This is a genomic window from Nocardia sp. NPDC051321 (genome assembly GCF_044455225.1).
Classification (GTDB): domain Bacteria; phylum Actinomycetota; class Actinomycetes; order Mycobacteriales; family Mycobacteriaceae; genus Nocardia.
This window is the reverse complement of sequence record NZ_JBITEM010000022.1, coordinates 25,859-44,365: the sequence shown is the minus strand read 5'-3', so window position 1 is coordinate 44,365 and position 18,507 is coordinate 25,859. Positions and strand designations below refer to the sequence as shown.

Here is an 18,507-nt window from a genome sequence, read left to right as displayed (position 1 = left end):
GTCAGCGTAGGACGACCAGCGGCTGGTCGCGTTCGGTGTGCAGCCGCCACAGCTCCTCGGCCACCGCGTCCGGTTCATGCCGGGCCCCCGGGCCGATCGGGCCGACGACCGTGACCTGCGCGGCGTGCACGCCCTCAGCGGCGAGTGTGTCGTGCAGCATCCGCACGTAGGCCGACTCGGCCGCGTAGGCGATGCCGGACACCGCGCGGTCGCGGTGCGGCTCGACGGCGGCGCCGCCGGTGGTGAACAGCAGGGTGCCGCGTCCTCGGTGGCCCATGTCCGGCAGGACCGTGCGGACGGCCGCAACGGCGGCGAGCACGCTCAGCGCCAGCGCGTTCGCGACGTCCGACGGCTCGGTGTCGAGCACCGGCTTGATCCACCCGAGGCTCGGTCGCGGGCTGAACAGCACCGCCTCGATCGGGCCGAGCCGTTCGCGTAACGCGCTGAGCGCCACCTCGAGCGCCTGCGCCGCTCATGCTTCCACCAGGTCCGCGCTCTGGGTCAGTGCCTCATTGGCGTCGATCGCGCGTCGCGTCCGGTCCAGGCGGGCGCGGGCTCCGGCGAGCGCGTCGGAGCCGAGTAGCAGGCGCAGGGGTGGTGTTTCGGCGTCCACGACTGTTGCGATCGCCGCGGCCGCTCGTGCCGGGTCGCCGGGCTGGCGGCCGGAAACGGCCAGCGTGGAGTCGCGGCGCTTGCCCGCGGTCTGCTCGTAATCGTCGAGGCGGGTAGGGGATTGGCGCATCGACGTGCCTGCCCACTCGGTGCGCAGGCCACCCGGCTCGGCGATCGTCACCGTGATGCCGAGCGGCGCGAGCTCAGCGGCCAGCGATTCCGACAGACCCTCCAGCGCGAACTTCGTTGCGTGGTAGTAGCCGGTCGCGGCGAAGGCCGCAAGGCCACCGAACGACGAGACGTTGACGATCCGCCCCGAGCGGCGGCCCCGCATCCCGGGCAGCACCGCCTTGAGGACGGTCACCACGCCGTGCACGTTGGTGTCATACAGGGCGCGAACTTCGGCGTCCTCGCCTTCTTCGATGGCGGCCAGGTAGCCGTATCCGGCGTTGTTCACCAGGACGTCGACGCGCCCGAATGTTTCCTCGCACGCCTGGACGGCCGCGGTCACCGACGCGGGTTCGGTGACGTCGAGCTCCAAGGCCAGCGCCCGGCCGCCGTACCGGTCGGCGAGATCGGTCACGCTCGCGCGGTCGCGGGCGGTGACCGCGACCCGGTCACCTCGGCCGAGGGCGTGTTCGGCCAGGGCACGGCCGAGGCCGCTGGAGCATCCGGTGATCAGCCACACCGGCGGTTCGAGTATTTCGTTCGACATCCCTCCATGCCACCAGCGCGTCCGACAAGGTGCCACACCCCCTCGAGGGTGGCTCTCACAGGGGTAGCTTCCGCAAGTGATCGAGCTGGTGGGCGCCGGTAAGGTCGTTCTGGATGGCACTCGACGACAACCAGCTCGGCTCCTTTCTGCGTACACGCCGGGAGAAGGTCGATGCCGCCTCCGCCGGGGTCGTGGACACCACACGACGGCGGGTCACCGGGTTACGCCGCGAGGAACTGGCCCTGCTTGCCGGGGTCACATCTTGGTTACGCACTACAAAGACGCGGTCGTGAAGGCTGTGTGGCAAGCCCCGAAGGGGTGCGGCAGCGTTCTGAACCCGCGACGGCGTGGGGCTATGCGGAACCTTTCGCGGCCTGCGGTTCCTGTTATTGCTGTTCAGGGTGATGAATGGGCTTTCCGACGATCGCGAATCGAGATCGTTTATTCGCTGTCGAGCCGTCAACGGTCGCGCGACTGCCCTCGTTCGCGTCCTTGTCCTTGCCCGTCTCTGCCGTGGCCCTGAACCGGGGGCGCGTGTCCGGGTGGCTCCCGCACCGCTCCACGCGGGTCTGTGCCTTGGCCTAACCAGTGGAGCCGTTGTACTTCGGTGAGTCGACCTTGTTCCTGTAGTCGTTCGTAGGCTGCGTTGCGGGCGGCGTCTTGCTCTCTGGCCGCCTCGCGGGCTTGTTTCTGCGCCTGGTCTGCCGCTTCGCGTTCAACGGTGGCAGCGTCGGCCAGCTCCGGGGTAGACCGTTCCCCGATCTCGATGGTTTCCCGTTCTCTGGGCTTCTCGGGCACCGGGAACGGGAATTCCCTCGCCACCCGTTCGGCCGCTTCCCGCGCGACTCTGGCGCGTGCAGCTTCGGGTGTCTCGCGTTCGGGAGCGGTCTTCTCGAGTGCTTTGCCTGCCGGGGTAGGCCCGGCCGCAAGTCGGGCCTGAAATTCCCGCACCGCCTTCTCGGCCGCTTCACGGACTGTCCGATCGCGCTCGGCCTGCGGGGCTTCTCGCGACTTAGCCCGCTCGGTCTGCTCCCGTGCCCGCTGCGCCCGTTCGGCTTGCACTCGTTGGGGTGCTTCCACCCGACCACGAATGACTCCCTCCCGGAACTTTTGCATGTTCCGAAACTTCTCTCGTACTTCACGAGCCTTGGCGAGCCCCGCTTGCTTATCTCTGGCGTTTTGGAGTGCCTGCGCCTTGCCCTCTCGCGCTTTCTCGCGGACCTTATCTAATTCGAGCTGCTGACCGAGTCTTTTACTGACTTCTTTTTGTTGACCCTTGGCCCAGATTTCACGCGCGGTCTCTCGGTCGATGACTAGATGCGTGGACTTTTCCGGAAAATCTCGGCGTATTTTGTCTATCAGCTCCTGACATCGCTCGGAAATAAGCTCACGCTCCACTGTGCGCAAGGTGTAGTGGTCGATCCTGCCCGTCCTGATCAGCTCGTAGACGACTTCCAGCTGCTTCTCGTCCTTCGGCCCCTTCATTTGTCCGGAATTCTCTTCGATGCTCCGAACCTTGTCGCCGACTTGCTTGACTTTGTCGAATTTAATCTTGACGCCAGCGGCACGGTATTTCTCCGAGCCTTGTACATAACCGTTTTCACGGTCACGGAAGTGCTCGTACGTACCGTTTTCGAATATCCTCCCGCGCGAGTTGTTATCGTATCCGTCGCGGTCTTTGTCGTATCCGTCCGGCATAGCTGACCACCCCCCGGTGCGCTGGAATTTCTAGATAATAGACACTCGGCCGTCAGCTGCTACGTGACGGCTCAGGCTTCGCTGCGGCGCTTCTCTTCGTGATCGGTGGCGTAATCGCGCAAGGCTGCTGCTGCATACGAAAACATGCCGTCGTAGCTGCCGTGGGGATAATTGATCATGTCGTTCATCAGTGCCCACACCGATATTTCATCCTCGTCCTGGGTGTCGCATTCCAAGGCGGGATTGATGTTGTCGTAAAACGCGTCTTCGCCATCAACCCATTCCCATTCGATCCACTTCGCCCCTGCGAATCGGATATAGCATTCACCTATGAAGCAAATGAAGGCGTCGGCAATGTCGGAGCCCTTAGCCGTATCTATATCCGGGAACAGCTCTGCGACGATCGGATCCAGCCGTTTAACCTCTGTCGAGTCTTCCGGCCACGGCTCCGAAGGAATCTCGCTTATGCCCGCGCGGTCCATGAATTTCTGAGATTGTGATTGTCGGCGCTCCGGGTCGACCCATTTGCCCCATGCGGTTTGCTCTACGCCCAGATCCATACTCAGCTGTTCGTCAGCCATAATGCTTCCTTCGGTAGTCGGTACCGTCTGCCTGTATTCAATCGAACAGGACAGTATGTCGGGTGCGCCGGTCGGGTTGTCAGTGGTTCTCGCGGCACTTGGTGCGTCAATCCCGGGGCGGGGTGTTGAGGGCTTGTTCGAGAGGTTTCATCCAGCCCGGAGGCAGGCTGTCTCTGTCGTCCACGACACGTAGCCCGGACCAGGCGCACGTGCCGCCCCGCAGGTTCATGTGAGGCACGATGCGTCCGTCGAGTAGGGCCACCCATTCCAGGGCACACCACAGCGACCGGCACGACACGAACTCGATGACCCCGGAGTCGTCGTTGATGTGGGCGGCACCGCATTGTGACACGTTCAACCACGGCTCACCGTCGCAATCACACACGCCCCTCGACTTGCGATAGGACACGTGGATGCCGTTGTGGCGCAAGATTTTCCAGTCATTTCGGCGAAAGATCATGTCATGGCCCGTCGTAGAGTCGTTCGGTTGGCAAGCGCGGCAAACCCGTTGCCGCTCCGGGGATTACGTCTACCGAGTCCGCGAAATGCCGTAGACCCTGCTCCTGGAGGAACCACAACGCGGAGGTGAGACCCGCGGCGAAGTTGAGTCGTTGCCCGTCCAGCGTCACCGCTAGGTGTACGTCGGGCTGTTCTGGATGTGGAGACGCAACAGCGGCAGTCATCACGCTCTCCGATCACTCAGGAACGCTTCGAGTTCATCGAGGGAACCTGACGCGACGGCTGTGTGCTCACCGACGTCAAATAGCTCCCAGCCGTAGGGCGGCCGGTGCTGACGCCGTATCCCGTATCCGGCGCGAGCCGCCTGTAGCAACACGCGCTGACGTAGATCCTCGAACGAGCTCATGAGCGCGCTCCCGGCTTCGCTTCCTCGGACACGAAGTCGGCGTAGTCATCGACTACCCGCGTACCGATCCACGGGCAGTGCCCTGGCACCTTCCCCTCATGGTGGCCGATCCGCCCGGCGACCAACGGAACCAGCTTCATGCAGAACACCGACGGGCACCGCACCTGTGACAACTCCCCCGATGGACCCCACGTTCCGACCGCGCAATGCGACAGTTTGATCCACGGACCACACCCACAACCACAACCGCAATCAGCCACGATGCACCGCCAACGAACGCGAATCGCGATGGATACCAGTGCACCCACGGATCGCGTCGACCACGACACGGCCGGAGGGACGAAAGGTGTTGCGTGGTAGTTCTATCCATCGTCTGCTGCCGCCTCCGGGTTCGCCGGTCGGCGACGGCAGCGGGATCGCTCCCTCCCGAACGATCATCACGTTGAACCGGAACAAATCGTTGAACAGTCGGGTGTCGTCATCGGGAACATCAGGCCGAACCAGGAACGACCACCGGTTCGAGCCGACGTGCGCCACGATCGGACCGACCGCGACGCCCTGGCGCTGCATATGTTGGCGCAGAACACTTCCCAACGGCCCAGGCATAGTCAGCGCACCGGTACTCCCGGCAAGGAAAGTGATCCGCTCGGACCCAGGCGGATCGATGTTGGCGGCCAATCCGCACACCAACCGGTAGTAGACACATCGAGAGACGGGTGTATCCCCGAACGAAATATTCTTCATCGTGTCTCGGTCCCCTTTAGTCGCGCGGATGGTGGGGCACCCGACGCCAGGGACTACGACGGCTGGTCGGTTCAACCCGACACCCGGGTACCGGCTACCACGATGTCGTGGGTCGCCCCTTGCCGTGCAGTGGCAACAATCGTGGCATACGTCGCAGTCCGCGGTTCTTTCTGCGGTGGCGAAGTACGGGTAGTGGCATCGGGAGTGGCATCCACGCCGTGCGAGGTCTGATCGCTTTCCTATCGGCGTCGGCCAGGGAATGATCGAAGGATGAGTAGCGAGACCGGCGACCTTATCCGCCACCTTCGCTTGGCCAAGGGTTGGTCGCAAGGTCGACTGGCCGATGAGCTGTGTAAGGCATCCGGTGCCAACATCAGCCGCGAGTACATCTCCCGTCGCTGGGAGTCGAATCAGACTGAACCCTCAGGCTTTTGGATGCGCCACCTCGCGGCGGTACTGGATTGCCCATCTGAGCTGTTGGAGGCAAACGTGAACCGGCGAGAATTCTTGAGTCACCTAGCGGCTACTTCCATCGCACCGGTAGTCGCGTCCGATCTCTTGACGGAGGGATTTTCTGCCCGTCTGGGTACCTCAGCGCCGGGAGCGGACGAGTGGGAAAGCCGACTCGTCACGTACGGACACGACTACATGAGCGCCGGGGCGGCCGAGATTCAACGACGGTTGGCAGCAGACATGATCGTGCTGCAACAGCAACTGGACACACCACGGATGTGGGCGGTTGCGGCGCGACTGATGACGCTGTACGCCAAGACATTTCCGGGCAGCGACGGCCGCAAAGCGATCAACTGGTATTCCATGGCCGCGAAGGCAGCCGATCGCTCAGACGACACGAACATTCGCGTGTGGGTCCGTGGACGTGCGGCCATAGCATTGGGGTACGAGGGCGCAGCGCTGCCAGTAGCGCACCAGCTAGCGGATGAAGCGTTGGGTATCAGTGACCGCCCAAGCCTGGGGCGACTCAACGCGCTCTGGGGCAAAGCCCATGCCGCCGCACTAGAAGGGGATACCGCGACTGCACGCGAACTGATCGATACCGGGCGGCGTGAGTTCGATGATTCGGGATCCGAGGATCAAGCGAGTGATTACTCGGTCCCGTGGTGGCGCATGAACGTTTTCCTTTCATTGCTCGCCGCTCGTCTCGGCGACGAACGAGTAGCAATCGCGGCCCAGGAGGCGGCGAGGGCAAACTTGCCTGAGTCCCTGCCACGGTTCCGCACCCACCTGGACATGCACCAAGGGCTGATGCTGGTTCGCGACGGCGACCGCGCTGAGGGAGTGAAGCTGGCCCAGAACGCACTGAACGCGCTGCCGCCTGAGAAGCATTCGCTCACCCTGAGGATGCTAATGGGCGAAATCACTAGGCCGACGACGCCCTCGGTCCTCCAGTAGGAACATTGGTAGCCAGTGTTGGCCAGGGCACCCCGGAGCCCCTCGTCTGAACACGGCACCCGCTCAATTCATGGTTGGAAACGAGGATCCATCGCACAACACGCCGACGTCTGCGAGTCCGCGTGCTCCCGGCCCCGATCAGTGGCGCAAGCTGCCGCACCGCACAACCCGCACGGGCTCGTGGGGCCACCTTACGCTCGGGAAGATCGACCGGCCGAAATGATCTCGGCCAGCCGAACGCACGGAAATGCCGATTACAGCCCGAGTCGGTCAGTCGTGTTCGGCCCAGAACGAGGTGAGTACTCCTGCACTGCGGACCGGGTCCTGCACCATCCAGTAGTGGTTCAGACCGTCCAGCACGGCGACACGGGCACCTGCCCGGGCCGCCGATCGTCGACGCATCTCCACCGAGCCGACGAACCGATCCTCGGTGCCGAGAACGGCCAAACCGGGACGTTCGGCCGCGGCGGGGAGATTACGGCCCAGTTCAGCCATGGTCGGCTGGGCGGCGGAGCGGTAGAAGGCGAGGATCGCGCGGCCCATCTCCGGTCCCTGGGCGGCGGCGATCCGGGTGGCGACCGGTCTGGCGAGCCCTACCGCGACCATGCGCTCGACGCGGTCGCCGACCGTGCCGCCCATCCAGTCCGCGATCGACTTCTCCCCCACCTCGGGCATCTGCCATTCCCGGGCCAATCCGTGCCAGACGTACTCCGGATCGAACACGCCCAGAGAGTCACTGGCCCAGGTTCGTAGCAGGTCCGGTCTGGTCATGGCGACACCGACGACCGTGCTGCCGCCGACATCGTGGCCGACCAGGTCGACCGGTTCACCCAGCGCCACCAACTCGCCGACCAGCCAGTCGCGATAGCCCGCCACCGTGCAGTCGAAACCTGCCGGGACAGGCGCCCCGAATCCGGGCGGAGACACCCGCAGCACATCGGTGCGCTCCAGTTCGGCGAGCAATGGGTCCCAGATCGCTGCGCTTTCGGGATTGCCGTTCACGAATACCGCAGTCACACAGGTCCTTACCGCAGGCCGAACATGATCACCACCAGGGTAGCCGCCGACCGCGCCATGCCGTCAACGCATCCGATAATGGCTCCCCTTTAGTCAAGACGTGGATATGAGTCCGGGGTTAGCCTGGTGGGTGGGTCCGGGTTGTGGCTTGTCCGAAGGATCGGTGTGCGGGTTGGAACCGGTCGCGCTGGAGTCAGTAGTCGTTCCCGTTTGCCCTCCCGGGCCCGCTAATTCAAGCCGTTGCTGGTCGGTGAGCATGCGCGTATAGACGACGTTGGACAGTCGTCGTTTGAGGGCTCGTAGTGCTTCTTTCGACGTATCCGTTTGCCATCGGCCATGGCGTGTCGGGGCGGGTCGAATGTATAGTTGGCAGAAGCAACTAGTTATACGTGCTAAGCAAATCCTGTAGGTGCAAGAAGGTGAATCGCGATGACCGCCGGTCTCGATCCCACGGCCGCCGCCGGTGCGTTCGACGACGCCGATCGGCTCGGCACGCAGCTGGTCCGGTTCATGCGCCTGATCAACCGGACGAAAAGCCAACTGTCCGAACACGGTCCGGGCGGCTTGGAGCGGCTCGCCTACGCGGTGCTGTTCTGTCTCGTACACGATGGGCCGCAACGGACCGGCAAGCTCGCCGAGCACCTGCACTCGGAGATATCCACGATCAGCAGGCAGACCAGATCCCTAGTGGAACACGGCCTTATCGAGCGCCGGGCCGATCCGATCGACGGCCGCGCGTGCGTGCTCGCGGCCACCGCGGAGGGCGTGCGAATCTTCGAGCGGACCCGCAGGCGCCGCAACCTCTGGATGGCCGAACTCCTGGCCGACTGGCCCGTCGAGGAACGATCCGTGCTGATCGACCTGCTCGACCGGTTCAACACCGCGATCGAAACCACCCCGCCCCGTATTGCCGAACCCAATAGGTCTTGAATATGACGAATCCGACCACCCAGGCACCGCCGGACTCGGCTGCCGGTGTGAGAGCGTCACTCTCGCACCGGCAGATCATGACGATCCTGTCCGGCCTGCTGCTCGGCATGTTCTTGGCCGCGCTGGATCAGAACATCGTGAGCGTGGCGATCGTGCGAATCGCCAACAGCCTGCACGGTTTCAACGAACAAGCCTGGGCCACAACGGCCTACCTCATCACCGCGACCATCAGCACCCCGCTGTACGGCAAGCTCGCCGATATTTATGGGCGAAAGCCGTTCTACCTCACCGCGATCGGGATCTTCGTGCTCGGTTCGGCCGCGTGCACGTTCGCGACCTCGATGTACGAGCTCGCCGGGTTCCGCGGCTTCCAAGGTCTCGGCGCGGGTGGACTGATGTCGTTGGCGTTCACCATCATCGGCGATATCGTGCCGCCCCGTGAACGGGTGCGCTATCAGGGCTACTTCATGATGGTCTTCGGCAGCGCGACGGTGCTCGGCCCGGTACTCGGCGGCTGGTTGTCCAGCTACGACAGCCTCGGCGGGATCGACGGCTGGCGCTGGGTGTTCCTGGTGAACGTGCCGATCGGCGTGATCGCGCTGGCCGTGGTCTTCCGGGTGCTCAATACGCCACATCAGCGACAGAACCACCGGGTCGACTGGTTCGGGGCGGTGGCACTGGCGATCTGTGTGGTGCCGCTGCTGATCGTCGCCGAGCAGGGGCGCGGCTGGGGTTGGGGATCGAACCGCGCGATCATCTGCTACGCGATCGGGGCAGTCGGTCTGCTGCTGTTCGTCGTCATCGAGTATCTGATGAAGGACGCGGCACTGATTCCGTTGCGGCTGTTCAAGAATTCGACGTTCAGCGTCACCATTGCCGGTGGCTTCATCGTCGGCGTCGCGATGTTCGGCGCGCTGTCCATGGTGCCGCTGTATTGGCAAGTGGTGCGCGGCTATTCGCCGACGAAGGCCGGTCTGCTGATGCTGCCGCTGGTGGCGGGCATCATGATCGGCTCGCAGATCGCCGGGCGCGTCACCAAGATCACCGGCCGATACAAGTTCCTGCCGGTGGTCGGTACTTTCGTCATCGCGTGCGGCGCGGCACTGTACGCGCAGGTGCAGTTCGACAGCCCGGTGTGGCAGCCGCTGCTGTACAGCGGCATCGTCGGGTTCGGTCTCGGTGGCTGTATGCAGACGCTGATCATCGCGGCACAGAACGCCGGACCGCCCTCCGATATGGGGGTGTCCACCGCATCGGCGACCTTCTTCCGCCAAATGGGCGGCACGCTCGGCGTCGCGGTGTTCCTGACGATCATGTTCAACTTGTTGCCGCACAAGATCATCGACGCGTTCGGCGGGCAGTTGCCGCCCGGATTCGCGCCCGCCCAGCTCGACAGCCTGCAGAGCAACACCAGTGGCATCGCCGCACTGCCGGACCTGGTCAAGCAGCCGATCCTGATCGGCTTCACCAACTCGCTGCACGGTGTCTTCTACTCCGCTGCCGCGGTGGCGTTATTGGCCTGTGTGGTCCTGCTTTTCATGAAGGAGATTCCGCTGCAAGATGCCGGGGCGCCGGCTCCCGAACCGAGCGAGGAGGTCGCGGCGAGCGCCGACTCGTGGGACGAGACGCAGGTGTGGGAGGGTGCCGCCCAGGCACTCAGCGAACCCGAACCGGTGCTGGCCGGCGCGGTCGGGCGCAGCAACGGCAGCCGGGCACAGTCGAATTCGGTGGGGTTGACGCAACTGACCGCGGTGCATTCGACCGCCGGATTCGCCGCTCCCACCGGGGGAGCCGGTTCGATCGGCGGCCGCGTCATCCGCGAGGACGGCCGCGCGGTCACCGGTGCCGCACTGACACTGATCGACCAACGTGGACATCAGGTTTCGCGCGCGACCGGCGGTTCCGACGGCGGCTACCGCATCGACGCCCCTGCCGCGGGCAGATATGTGCTGATCGTGGCGGCGAGTGGGCTGCAACCCGCGGCAGTGAACGTCACCGTCGGCGACCAGCCGCAAGCGCTCGACCTCACGCTGCTCGGATCCGGTGAACTATCCGGCGTGGTGCGCACGGCCGGACGCCACGAGCCCGTCCCCGCCGCGACTGTCACCCTCACCGATATGCGCGGCGAGGTCGTCGGCGCGGCGGTCACCGGCGCGGATGGCGCCTACCTCTGCCACGGCGTGCTGTCGGGTACCTACACCCTGGTGGCCGCCGCCGAACGCATGCGGCCCAGTGCGATCACGCTCACCGTGCCCGACAGCGGCCTGCTGCGCCACGACATCGAGCTTTCGCCGATGTCGGTGCTGACCGGGTCGGCATCGGCCAACGGACGGGTGGTGCCGGACGCCTACGTCACCGTGCTCGACGCGACCGGCGAACCGATCGCCGCCACCCGCACCGACGAGAACGGCCAGTACGTCCTGCGCGATCTGCCCGAGGGGCAATACACCGTGGTCGCCCGCGGCTATCCGCCCGTGACCAGCCAGATCACCCTTGCCGGTGACGAGATCACGCACGATGTGCGGTTCGGCTACGACGATGCGGAGGCGGCCGACGTGACCACGCAAGACCCGGGTCTCTCGGAGACAGCTCGGTCATGAGCGGGCTGACAGCACGTATTCACACGGCGGACGGCTGGCCGGCACCGGACGCGGTTCTGACGGTGACCGATATGAGCGGCCGCCAGATCGCGCGGGCGGCCACCGATGCGACCGGGACGGCGCGCACCGAGCCGCTGCCCCCTGACACGTACACCGCCGTCGTGACCGCTCCCGGGTTCCGGCCGGTAGCGCAGATGGTTCGCGCCGGCTGGGCTCGGCTCGAGATCACCATGGAACCGGAGGCGGGTGTGGTCGCCACCCCGCCGCCCGGACCGTGGACCATCGATCCGGTGCACTCGACCGTGATCGTCACCGCACGCCACCTGGGCATCGCCAGCATCAAGGCCCGCTTCGCCGAGGTGAACGGCCGACTGAACATCGCCGAGACTTTCGACAAGTCAACCGGTTTCGCCGAAATCAAGGCCGCGAGCATCGACACCGGGATCGGCATGCGCGACGACCACCTGCGCTCCCCGGACTTTCTCGACGCCGAGCGATATCCGGTAATCAGCTTCACCGGCAATAGTTTTCGCCGAACCGGCGGCGACACCTGGGTAATGGCAGGCGAACTCACCCTGCATGGACAGGTCCACCCGATCGACCTCGATGTCACCTACGGCGGCTGCGGCCCCGACCCATGGGGCGGCGTCCGTGCCGCCTTCCACGCCGAAACCCTCTTGCACCGCAACGATTTCGCCATCGACTACAACGTCCTCGTCCGCGCGGGTGTCGCGGCCGTCGGCACCACCGTCAAGATCGACCTCGATATCGAAGTGGTGCAGGGCGAGCAGCTGCCGCAGATGTAGATCCGAGCCACGCACTGGTCGACCCCCGATTGTATGTAACGATAGGTAGCTGGTATTTCCGCGGCTTCGGTTACCTGACGGTCGCCAAGGCCAACGACCTCGCGTCACGACTTCAGGAGAACTGCCATGTCCGACGGTATAGCGGGTTCGTCCTGGCGACGGCCCACCCTCATCGCGACGCTCGTCGCCGCGTTCATCACGCAGAACTCGATCGCGCTGCCCTACGTGCGGCGCAACGGGCCGAAGTCGGCGCTGGATTTCTTCGTCGGCGACATCAACAAGACGGTGCCGGGCCGCTTCGCCATGGCCGACCTCGCGTTCGTGGTGCTCGGCTTCCACACCTGGGCCTTTTCCGAAGCGCGCAGGCTGGGCATCGTGCGTTGGTGGGCCATCTCGTTCGTCCTGACTTTCGCGGTGGGTATCGCCACCGCGATACCGTTCTTCCTGCTGGTCCGTGACTTCACGGTCGACAAGGCGGCAAGCGGGCGATAAGTCGCCGCTGACTACTCGGCGCCGCGGCTGGTGAAGTCGAAGGATCCGCCGTCGATGCCCCAGGAGATGACTCGATCGGGGTGAATGCGGATGACCGCGCGTTCCTGGGGCTGGAACGGAGGCTCCTCGTCCTCGAGCGCCTCGGCCGTGCCGCGTACCTCGATGCCACGAATCACGTAGGGCTCCAAGGAAACCTGTTGATCGATGACGAACGACACCCGGCTGCCCGACTCGACATTGCGGTACTTTCGACTGGTGCGCATGCGCATGCCCCCGATGTCGATCGTGCCGTCGGCGTTGACTCGATAGCTGGTCGGGTTGTTCTGCACGACGCCGTCGGGCGACACTGTGGCCAGCCGGCCGATCCCGGCCTCGGCGAGGAACTGCTGCTCGTTGGTGGTGAAGGTCATGTCGGTTTTCTCCTCGGTGAATTCGATGTCAGGTGTGCCCCCGGCGGTCGGCCGGAAGTTGTTGGGTGAGGTCAGAACAGGATCAGCGCGGCGCACAGTCCGGCGATGGCGATGAACTGCAGGGCGACCCGGTACTTCAGAATGCTGTCCCACTTGTCCTGCAGCGCACGGGCATTGGCCGGAATGATGCCGCTCTGGGCGGCGGCGGTCTGCTGGGCATTGATCGGCTTGGCGATGCGGACGTAGAAAGCGAGCCAGGTCAGCAGCGCCGCCACCGTGATCCCCGCCGCGACCGCGGCGCCGATTTGCCCGGCCAGCAGCGCGATCAGCAGCGTGAGCACCGCGGTGACCACACCGCCCGCGCCGACAACCGGCATGCGCCTATCGCCGTAATAGTGACCCCATCCCGCGCTCACGGTCACGGTCGCATCATCGAGCCTGCGGTACACCGACCGCATGATCACGGCTCCGCAGACATCGGTGCCATAGACGATGGCATTGGCGAGAACTGCGACGGCGGCGATGATCTGGCCGGTGACAACGAGCATTTTCGGCTTCCTTTTCTTGAAATCTAGCAGCGCTAGAAGCTGGAGCAACGGTAGCACCCGTCCACTAGCTTGTCTAGCGCTGCTAGATTTTGGCGCGCTACCGCGGGATCGCGCTCGGGCGCGGCCACGCATAGAGTCCTACGGAAACGCACTCATCTGCTGCGAACCGCGCGCTTGATCAGGGGCAAGTAGGTCAGCGATCGACTCTGCCGGTGCGGGTTTCGCTGTGCTCGGCGGACGTTACCGCGCAGCGGATGGTGCTGGCCGGGATGGTGTAGGGGAGCAGACCGCTGTTCTTCGACAGGATCGTGTTCAGCCGCTGTTCGCAGAAGTCCGCACGCGCAGTGGTGCCAGGCCATGGTGCATCAAGGATCACTTCGCCGAAATGCGGTCCAGAACAGGGCTTTAGGTGCACACGCTCGTTGAACCTGGTGCTGTAGTCCCAGCAGTCGCCGACCCGTAGATACGTATGATCCTCGGACCCGCCATCATAGAAGTACAGCGAGGCCATGCCGACCAGACCGAGCGCGCCGAGCGCACCGACCGCGAGTCCGTGGCGCGCGCCGCGGCAGAGTGTTGCGACCGTGGGACGACTACGCATCGTCGAGGACTCCAGTTGTCTTGTGCACCAACCGAAACGGTGCGACCGTCTGTCGCGTCACAGCTCGACGCGATGGAGGCAACATAGCAACGCGCGCAGCCTGGATCGGGTACCTACACAAGAGCTGCACAACAGCTCCACATTTACCGAGCGGGAAAACGGACAAGTGGCGGTACGGTCGGTCACAGATCGGAAACAGGTTGTCCCTCAGCCTGTCTCGATACACATAAACCATGCGCAATATCACGACTATCGAGGACTAACTCACGATGTCTCTGTCCAAGGCCGGTATGACCGCGGCCGCTCTCGTTGCCGTCGCCGCCTTCACCGGCTGTTCGCTCGATGGCGACTCAGAACGCGCTACCGTACAGCAGATTCTGTCCGCCTCCGCCGCGGCTACGACGACACCGGCGGCCAAGACGACGACGGCCGCCGTGCCCGCACAGCTGCGTCACATGACATGCGAACAGATATTGGGCCTGATCGCCGCCGACGCCGCACTCAACAAGGCCGACTCCACCTGGACCCCGGCGAAGTTCGTCGAGGGATTGATCAGCACAGCGCAAAGCGCACCCGGATGGGAAGCCCGCCCACCGGCAGAACGCGACGCCTACCTCGACGGCTCGCGCGACGCTCTCACCGGTTCCTGCCCGTAGCAGCACCGGTGCGGCCGCGCCTGCGGTGATCCATCTGGCTTGTCGGGCAAGGGATTCGAGCACTGATGCGCGCTGGCGAGGCGGTGATCGAATCTGGTAGTTTCGGGATGGAGGACGCGCGAAGACTTATTCCGGTACGGGTTAGTCCGGAAGATTCGCCCAGCATCTCGCGGCCGTCGTCGGCGGCGCGAGAACCTGTGCGTCCCTTTCAGTCGATACGTCTGTGAAGGGGCTGTGCTGTGTCAATCAATGCTGCGTCGGGAAGTGCTGTGCCGCAAAGGCGACGGCCGGACAACGGCGTTCTCGTGATCGGGGCGGGGATCGGCGGACTGTGCCTCGCGCAAGGGCTGAAACGCGCTGGAATTCCCTGCGCCGTCTACGAACGGGATGAGACGCCGGAGTCGCGGCTCCAGGGATATCGGCTGCACATCGATGTGACGGGCATTCGCGCGGTGCGAGAGGTGCTGCCGGACGAGTTGTACGCGCGGTTCGAGGCAACGTCGTTGCGGCCGCAGCCAACTGTCATGCGCTATGACGACCAGCTCGCGTTGCAATCCGTGCTGCGCTTCCCGGAGCCCGGGGTGAACGTCAACCGAATGACGTTGCGGCGCATCCTGCTCAGCGGTCTCGACGATGTCCACTTCGGAAAACGGCTCACCCGCTACGACACCGACGCCGACGGGGTCACGGCGTACTTCGCCGACGGCAGCACAGCGCGCGGCGGCGTGCTCGTCGGCGCGGACGGAGTCAACTCACCGGTCCGGCGCCAGTACCTGCCGCACGCGCGGATCGAGGACACCGGGCTGCGGCAGCTGTACGGCAAGATCCCGCTGCACGAGCAGACCCGGCCGCTGTTCGACGACGAAATGCACGCCGTGTACAGCATGATCCTTGGGCCAGGCCACACGATGGTCGGCGTGGCGCCGGTGGCGCACCCGGAACCGTTCATGACCTGTTCGGTAGGACTGCGGCGGGAGGCGATCGGTCTGTTCGACGAGGAACTGGCCGGGCTCTCGGGCGAGCGGCTGCGGGAGCTCGCGCTGCGGCAGGTGGACCGGTGGCATCCGCGCGTGCGGGCAATGGTGTCGAGCTGGGCGCTGGAAACCGTTTTCCCGCTGGTGATTCGGACGAGCGTGCCGTTCGCGCCGTGGGCGTCGAGCCGGGTGACGCTGCTCGGCGACGCGGTCCACGCGATGAGTCCGGCGGCCGGGGCGGGCGCGAACGCGGCGCTACGTGACGGGGCCGCACTGGCCGCGGCGTTGCGCGAAGGGCCGGACGCGGCCGTCACCAGTGGTGCGATCGCCGCTTACGAGGAGGCCATGATCGCCCACGGGTTCGCTGCCGTGCGCGAGTCCGCAATGAACGGGCACCAATTCCTGGGTCAGGACCCGCTGCCGGTTTGAGGTTGGCTACGTGACAGAACCGACGCGCTTTCCGGCGCCATGTCAGCAGGCTGTAATTCGGGCACGGCCGAGTGCTCGACGGATGGCGTCGGCGAAGGCGGCGGTGTCATCCGAGGTGAGATGTTTTGCACGCCAGGCGATCACGTGGTCTGGGCGGACCAGTAGGGCGCCGTTGTTGCCGAGGCCGTAGGCGGCTAGGCGTGACGACGGGTCGGCGGCTATGTGATGAGTCAGCGCCGTCGTGTCGAGAAAGGCTGCGCCCGGGTCGATTTCGCGCGCAACCCGAGTCCAGGTGTGTCCCTCGGGCCCGGTGAGCAGGAGATAGCGGCCGTCGCGGACTAGGTCGAGTGTCGAGCCGCCGTCATCGAGCGGCAGGTGGGGCAGCCGAGTGCCGGGCTCGCCGTGCCAGCGGCCGGGCTCGTCGGCGTCGGGCAATGCCGAGACCGTGGGATCGGCCGTTGGCACCCCGTAGCGGTAGCCGATGGCCACCGCGGCTTCGCTGAGCAGCGGCCCGTCCTCGACCGGCAGTTCGCCACGGTGCCGGATTCGTAGCAGCGCTTGGCGCACGGTCAGCTGGCCGACGGCGCGGCGCTCGGGTTCGTAGTTGTCGAGAAGTCTGGGGTCGGCGTCACCACGCACGACGGAGACCAATTTGGTCGCGAGGTTCCAGGCATCCTGGATGCCGGTGTTGGCGCCGAACCCGCCCACCGGCGGGGTCACGTGTGCCGCGTCGCCGAGCAGAAAGACCCGGCCCGCACGGTAGGAGTCGGCTACCCAGCCGCTCATATGCCAGGGTCGGGCTCGGGTGATCGTGATCTGCGCGGGGGTCAATCCCAATGCGCGCGAGACGATTTCGCGGCACTGCTCGCGGTCGAACGTGTTGTCGGTGCCGGCGGGATCGTATGTCACCGATACCGCCCCGCCGTCGTGTGCGGTGTGCCACGACAGGAAGGCCCGTTCGGGTGGCGCGGTCCAGGCCATGGCGAGCCGTCGTCCATCGAGGATTCGGTGTAAATCGGCGGCGAAACCGATTTCCATGTGGTGCGAGACGATTTCGTCGCCGCTGCGGCCGATGCCCGACATCTTCCGGATGGCGCTGTCGTTCCCGTCGGCGGCCAGGAGATAGTCGGCCGTCACGGTATACGGTTCGCCCTCGGCGTCGAGTAGCTGCGCGACGACGTGATCGTCGTGCTGCTGCAGGTCGCGGAATCGGTGGCCGAACCGCAGGTCCGCGCCCGCGGTCCCGGCATGCGCGCGTACCACCTCCTCGAGGTCGGCCTGTTTGACGAAGGCGCTCGGACATGGCGAGATGTCGCTGAAGTCCGCCGCTGCGGGCAGTGGCCAGCGCCGCAATTCCGGCCCGGCGAGCGAGGTGACCACGGCGGCGTGATCGGCTGGGGGAAGACCGTGCTCGACGGAGTACACATCCCGATCGGCGCCGACACTGCGGTACGCCTCCATGGTCCGTGGATAGAAGAGCTTGGCGCGCAGTCGCTTCGACACCCTCGGATGCTTTTCCACCAGGATGGGCCGGACACCGCGAGCCGCTAAAAATAGCGCGGCCGAGACTCCCACGATGCTGCCGCCCACGATCAATACGGGGACGTGCTGATCGGCGATTCGGTTGACCATCGGACTCCTTTATGAAACAGAACAGTGCTGTTCCGAATAGTAGCGCTGATGGCTGCTAAACGGAACAGCACTGTTCTGTTCTGATATGGTGTAGCCATGGAACCGGTACCACGCCTGGTCGGGCGTCAGCGCGACCCGCGTACCGACCTCGCCGCGGTGGACGCGGTCCTAGACCTGGTCGCCGCCGGCGCGACCCTGTCCGGTTTGTCCCTGGTGACGATCGCCGAACGCGCGGGGGTTTCCCGCAACACGCTGTATCGGCGATGGAAGACCAAGGACGACCTCTACCTCGATGTCCTCGGCGCGATCAACCGGCCGCTGCCGGGCTTCGACGGACCGACCGCCCGCGACGACATGATCGCCCAGCTGGCCGTCCTGATCGAGCGCGCCATCGACGGCCGGGCGAGCGGTATGGTCCGTGCCCTCCTCGCGGAGGCCGCAGCCTTCCCCGAGGTGCATCGCCGCTACTTCGACGAGGTCGTCACGCCGCGCCGCGAGGCGATGTATCGGACCATCCGCCGAGGAATCGCCGCAGGCGAGATCCGCGCGGATGCCGACGTAGCCCTCGTCAACGAGATGCTCACCGGGCCCATCCTGGCGCGCGCGGGATCCGGTGCGACCGAGGACCTCGACCCCGCCGAGACCAGTCGGCGAATCGTCGACCTCGTCCTCGAAGGCATCCATAGCCGCTGAGATCGATCGAGACCCGCGCGAATTGCACGACGCGTCGTCAAAGCTGTTTTCGCCCCGGGGTGGAGTGACCGGACCACGCCGTCGGCGAGCACAC

20 protein-coding genes are annotated in these 18,507 nt (G+C 65.2%); 9 read left to right on the top strand and 11 right to left on the bottom strand.

From position 1 onward, the window contains the following. Nucleotide 1 precedes the first annotated feature (1 nt). Nucleotides 2-454, bottom strand: coding sequence for a hypothetical protein (locus tag ACIA8C_RS39270; protein ID WP_397143880.1), 453 nt, complete (start codon nucleotides 452-454; stop codon nucleotides 2-4). Nucleotides 455-472: 18 nt separating this feature from the next. Next, nucleotides 473-1,327, bottom strand: coding sequence for an oxidoreductase (locus ACIA8C_RS39265; RefSeq protein WP_397143878.1), 855 nt, complete (start codon nucleotides 1,325-1,327; stop codon nucleotides 473-475). A gap of 113 nt (nucleotides 1,328-1,440) precedes the next feature. Between ACIA8C_RS39265 and ACIA8C_RS39260 the strand changes: the two genes are divergently transcribed. Beyond that, complete coding sequence (locus ACIA8C_RS39260; protein ID WP_397143876.1) at nucleotides 1,441-1,620, top strand: hypothetical protein; 180 nt, start codon at nucleotides 1,441-1,443, stop codon at nucleotides 1,618-1,620. 166 nt (nucleotides 1,621-1,786) lie between these two features. Here the strand turns inward: ACIA8C_RS39260 and ACIA8C_RS39255 are convergent, their stop codons facing one another. From ACIA8C_RS39255 to ACIA8C_RS39240, 4 genes are all read right to left on the bottom strand, one after another. Continuing rightward, on the bottom strand, nucleotides 1,787-3,025 hold the full coding sequence (locus ACIA8C_RS39255) for a hypothetical protein (RefSeq protein ID WP_397143874.1): 1,239 nt from the start codon (nucleotides 3,023-3,025) through the stop codon (nucleotides 1,787-1,789). Nucleotides 3,026-3,096: 71 nt separating this feature from the next. Continuing rightward, complete coding sequence (locus ACIA8C_RS39250; RefSeq protein WP_397143872.1) at nucleotides 3,097-3,606, bottom strand: hypothetical protein; 510 nt, start codon at nucleotides 3,604-3,606, stop codon at nucleotides 3,097-3,099. Between the two features lie 461 nt (nucleotides 3,607-4,067). Then, a complete protein-coding gene (locus ACIA8C_RS39245) occupies nucleotides 4,068-4,289 on the bottom strand; it encodes a hypothetical protein (RefSeq protein ID WP_397143870.1) in 222 nt (73 codons plus the stop codon). A gap of 178 nt (nucleotides 4,290-4,467) precedes the next feature. Beyond that, nucleotides 4,468-4,611 (bottom strand): hypothetical protein, encoded by a 144-nt coding sequence (locus ACIA8C_RS39240; protein WP_397143868.1) that lies wholly within the window; start codon nucleotides 4,609-4,611, stop codon nucleotides 4,468-4,470. An 874-nt stretch (nucleotides 4,612-5,485) separates the two neighbouring features. Between ACIA8C_RS39240 and ACIA8C_RS39235 the strand changes: the two genes are divergently transcribed. After that, nucleotides 5,486-6,625, top strand: a complete 1,140-nt coding sequence (locus ACIA8C_RS39235; protein ID WP_397143866.1) for a helix-turn-helix domain-containing protein — start codon at nucleotides 5,486-5,488, stop codon at nucleotides 6,623-6,625. 270 nt (nucleotides 6,626-6,895) lie between these two features. On the opposite strand, the gene ACIA8C_RS39230 is transcribed toward ACIA8C_RS39235, so the two are convergent. Beyond that, the gene (locus tag ACIA8C_RS39230) at nucleotides 6,896-7,642 is read right to left on the bottom strand and encodes an alpha/beta fold hydrolase (protein WP_397143864.1); all 747 of its coding nucleotides are present in this window, start codon (nucleotides 7,640-7,642) and stop codon (nucleotides 6,896-6,898) included. A 429-nt stretch (nucleotides 7,643-8,071) separates the two neighbouring features. Here ACIA8C_RS39230 and ACIA8C_RS39225 point away from each other — a divergent pair, with 429 nt between their 5' ends. From ACIA8C_RS39225 to ACIA8C_RS39210, 4 genes are all read left to right on the top strand, one after another. Then, nucleotides 8,072-8,572, top strand: coding sequence for a MarR family winged helix-turn-helix transcriptional regulator (locus ACIA8C_RS39225; RefSeq protein WP_397143862.1), 501 nt, complete (start codon nucleotides 8,072-8,074; stop codon nucleotides 8,570-8,572). A 2-nt stretch (nucleotides 8,573-8,574) separates the two neighbouring features. Further along, nucleotides 8,575-11,172: an MFS transporter gene (locus ACIA8C_RS39220; protein WP_397143860.1), complete on the top strand. Its 2,598-nt coding sequence runs from the start codon at nucleotides 8,575-8,577 to the stop codon at nucleotides 11,170-11,172. Continuing rightward, complete coding sequence (locus tag ACIA8C_RS39215) at nucleotides 11,169-11,978, top strand: YceI family protein (protein ID WP_397143858.1); 810 nt, start codon at nucleotides 11,169-11,171, stop codon at nucleotides 11,976-11,978. The genes ACIA8C_RS39220 and ACIA8C_RS39215 overlap by 4 nt, the downstream gene beginning before the upstream one ends. 126 nt (nucleotides 11,979-12,104) lie before the next feature. Continuing rightward, complete coding sequence (locus ACIA8C_RS39210; RefSeq protein ID WP_397143856.1) at nucleotides 12,105-12,470, top strand: DUF2834 domain-containing protein; 366 nt, start codon at nucleotides 12,105-12,107, stop codon at nucleotides 12,468-12,470. Between the two features lie 11 nt (nucleotides 12,471-12,481). Here the strand turns inward: ACIA8C_RS39210 and ACIA8C_RS39205 are convergent, their stop codons facing one another. From ACIA8C_RS39205 to ACIA8C_RS39195, 3 genes are all read right to left on the bottom strand, one after another. After that, nucleotides 12,482-12,880 carry a PPOX class F420-dependent oxidoreductase gene (locus ACIA8C_RS39205; RefSeq protein WP_397143854.1) on the bottom strand — a complete coding sequence of 133 codons (399 nt, stop codon included), beginning with the start codon at nucleotides 12,878-12,880 and terminating at the stop codon, nucleotides 12,482-12,484. 71 nt (nucleotides 12,881-12,951) lie between these two features. Next, nucleotides 12,952-13,428: a DUF1772 domain-containing protein gene (locus ACIA8C_RS39200; RefSeq protein ID WP_397143852.1), complete on the bottom strand. Its 477-nt coding sequence runs from the start codon at nucleotides 13,426-13,428 to the stop codon at nucleotides 12,952-12,954. A gap of 193 nt (nucleotides 13,429-13,621) precedes the next feature. Further along, a complete protein-coding gene (locus ACIA8C_RS39195; protein ID WP_397143850.1) occupies nucleotides 13,622-14,029 on the bottom strand; it encodes a hypothetical protein in 408 nt (135 codons plus the stop codon). A 269-nt stretch (nucleotides 14,030-14,298) separates the two neighbouring features. Here ACIA8C_RS39195 and ACIA8C_RS39190 point away from each other — a divergent pair, with 269 nt between their 5' ends. Both ACIA8C_RS39190 and ACIA8C_RS39185 read left to right on the top strand, forming a co-directional pair. Then, nucleotides 14,299-14,685, top strand: a complete 387-nt coding sequence (locus tag ACIA8C_RS39190; protein WP_397143848.1) for a hypothetical protein — start codon at nucleotides 14,299-14,301, stop codon at nucleotides 14,683-14,685. Nucleotides 14,686-14,954: 269 nt separating this feature from the next. Next, nucleotides 14,955-16,088 (top strand): FAD-dependent oxidoreductase, encoded by a 1,134-nt coding sequence (locus ACIA8C_RS39185; RefSeq protein WP_397143846.1) that lies wholly within the window; start codon nucleotides 14,955-14,957, stop codon nucleotides 16,086-16,088. Between the two features lie 42 nt (nucleotides 16,089-16,130). Here ACIA8C_RS39185 and ACIA8C_RS39180 read toward each other — a convergent pair whose 3' ends face one another. Beyond that, nucleotides 16,131-17,720 carry an FAD-dependent monooxygenase gene (locus ACIA8C_RS39180; protein WP_397143844.1) on the bottom strand — a complete coding sequence of 530 codons (1,590 nt, stop codon included), beginning with the start codon at nucleotides 17,718-17,720 and terminating at the stop codon, nucleotides 16,131-16,133. Nucleotides 17,721-17,816: 96 nt separating this feature from the next. On the opposite strand from ACIA8C_RS39180, the gene ACIA8C_RS39175 reads away from it, so the two are divergent. After that, on the top strand, nucleotides 17,817-18,413 hold the full coding sequence (locus ACIA8C_RS39175) for a TetR/AcrR family transcriptional regulator (protein ID WP_397143842.1): 597 nt from the start codon (nucleotides 17,817-17,819) through the stop codon (nucleotides 18,411-18,413). Nucleotides 18,414-18,507: the final 94 nt, after the last annotated feature.

Excerpts from the sequence above, each read along its gene's own strand:
- ACIA8C_RS39175 (WP_397143842.1), top strand. The coding sequence starts at position 17,817 with ATGGAACCGGTACCACGCCTGGTCGGGCGTCAGCGCGACCCGCGTACC.
- ACIA8C_RS39265 (WP_397143878.1), bottom strand. The coding sequence starts at position 1,327 with ATGTCGAACGAAATACTCGAACCGCCGGTGTGGCTGATCACCGGATGC.
- ACIA8C_RS39205 (WP_397143854.1), bottom strand. The coding sequence starts at position 12,880 with ATGACCTTCACCACCAACGAGCAGCAGTTCCTCGCCGAGGCCGGGATC.
- ACIA8C_RS39190 (WP_397143848.1), top strand. The coding sequence starts at position 14,299 with ATGTCTCTGTCCAAGGCCGGTATGACCGCGGCCGCTCTCGTTGCCGTC.
- ACIA8C_RS39260 (WP_397143876.1), top strand. The coding sequence starts at position 1,441 with ATGGCACTCGACGACAACCAGCTCGGCTCCTTTCTGCGTACACGCCGG.
- ACIA8C_RS39235 (WP_397143866.1), top strand. The coding sequence starts at position 5,486 with ATGAGTAGCGAGACCGGCGACCTTATCCGCCACCTTCGCTTGGCCAAG.
- ACIA8C_RS39225 (WP_397143862.1), top strand. The coding sequence starts at position 8,072 with ATGACCGCCGGTCTCGATCCCACGGCCGCCGCCGGTGCGTTCGACGAC.
- ACIA8C_RS39215 (WP_397143858.1), top strand. The coding sequence starts at position 11,169 with ATGAGCGGGCTGACAGCACGTATTCACACGGCGGACGGCTGGCCGGCA.
- ACIA8C_RS39180 (WP_397143844.1), bottom strand. The coding sequence starts at position 17,720 with ATGGTCAACCGAATCGCCGATCAGCACGTCCCCGTATTGATCGTGGGC.
- ACIA8C_RS39210 (WP_397143856.1), top strand. The coding sequence starts at position 12,105 with ATGTCCGACGGTATAGCGGGTTCGTCCTGGCGACGGCCCACCCTCATC.
- ACIA8C_RS39240 (WP_397143868.1), bottom strand. The coding sequence starts at position 4,611 with ATGAAGCTGGTTCCGTTGGTCGCCGGGCGGATCGGCCACCATGAGGGG.
- ACIA8C_RS39220 (WP_397143860.1), top strand. The coding sequence starts at position 8,575 with ATGACGAATCCGACCACCCAGGCACCGCCGGACTCGGCTGCCGGTGTG.
- ACIA8C_RS39200 (WP_397143852.1), bottom strand. The coding sequence starts at position 13,428 with ATGCTCGTTGTCACCGGCCAGATCATCGCCGCCGTCGCAGTTCTCGCC.
- ACIA8C_RS39245 (WP_397143870.1), bottom strand. The coding sequence starts at position 4,289 with ATGACTGCCGCTGTTGCGTCTCCACATCCAGAACAGCCCGACGTACAC.
- ACIA8C_RS39250 (WP_397143872.1), bottom strand. The coding sequence starts at position 3,606 with ATGGCTGACGAACAGCTGAGTATGGATCTGGGCGTAGAGCAAACCGCA.
- ACIA8C_RS39255 (WP_397143874.1), bottom strand. The coding sequence starts at position 3,025 with ATGCCGGACGGATACGACAAAGACCGCGACGGATACGATAACAACTCG.
- ACIA8C_RS39195 (WP_397143850.1), bottom strand. The coding sequence starts at position 14,029 with ATGCGTAGTCGTCCCACGGTCGCAACACTCTGCCGCGGCGCGCGCCAC.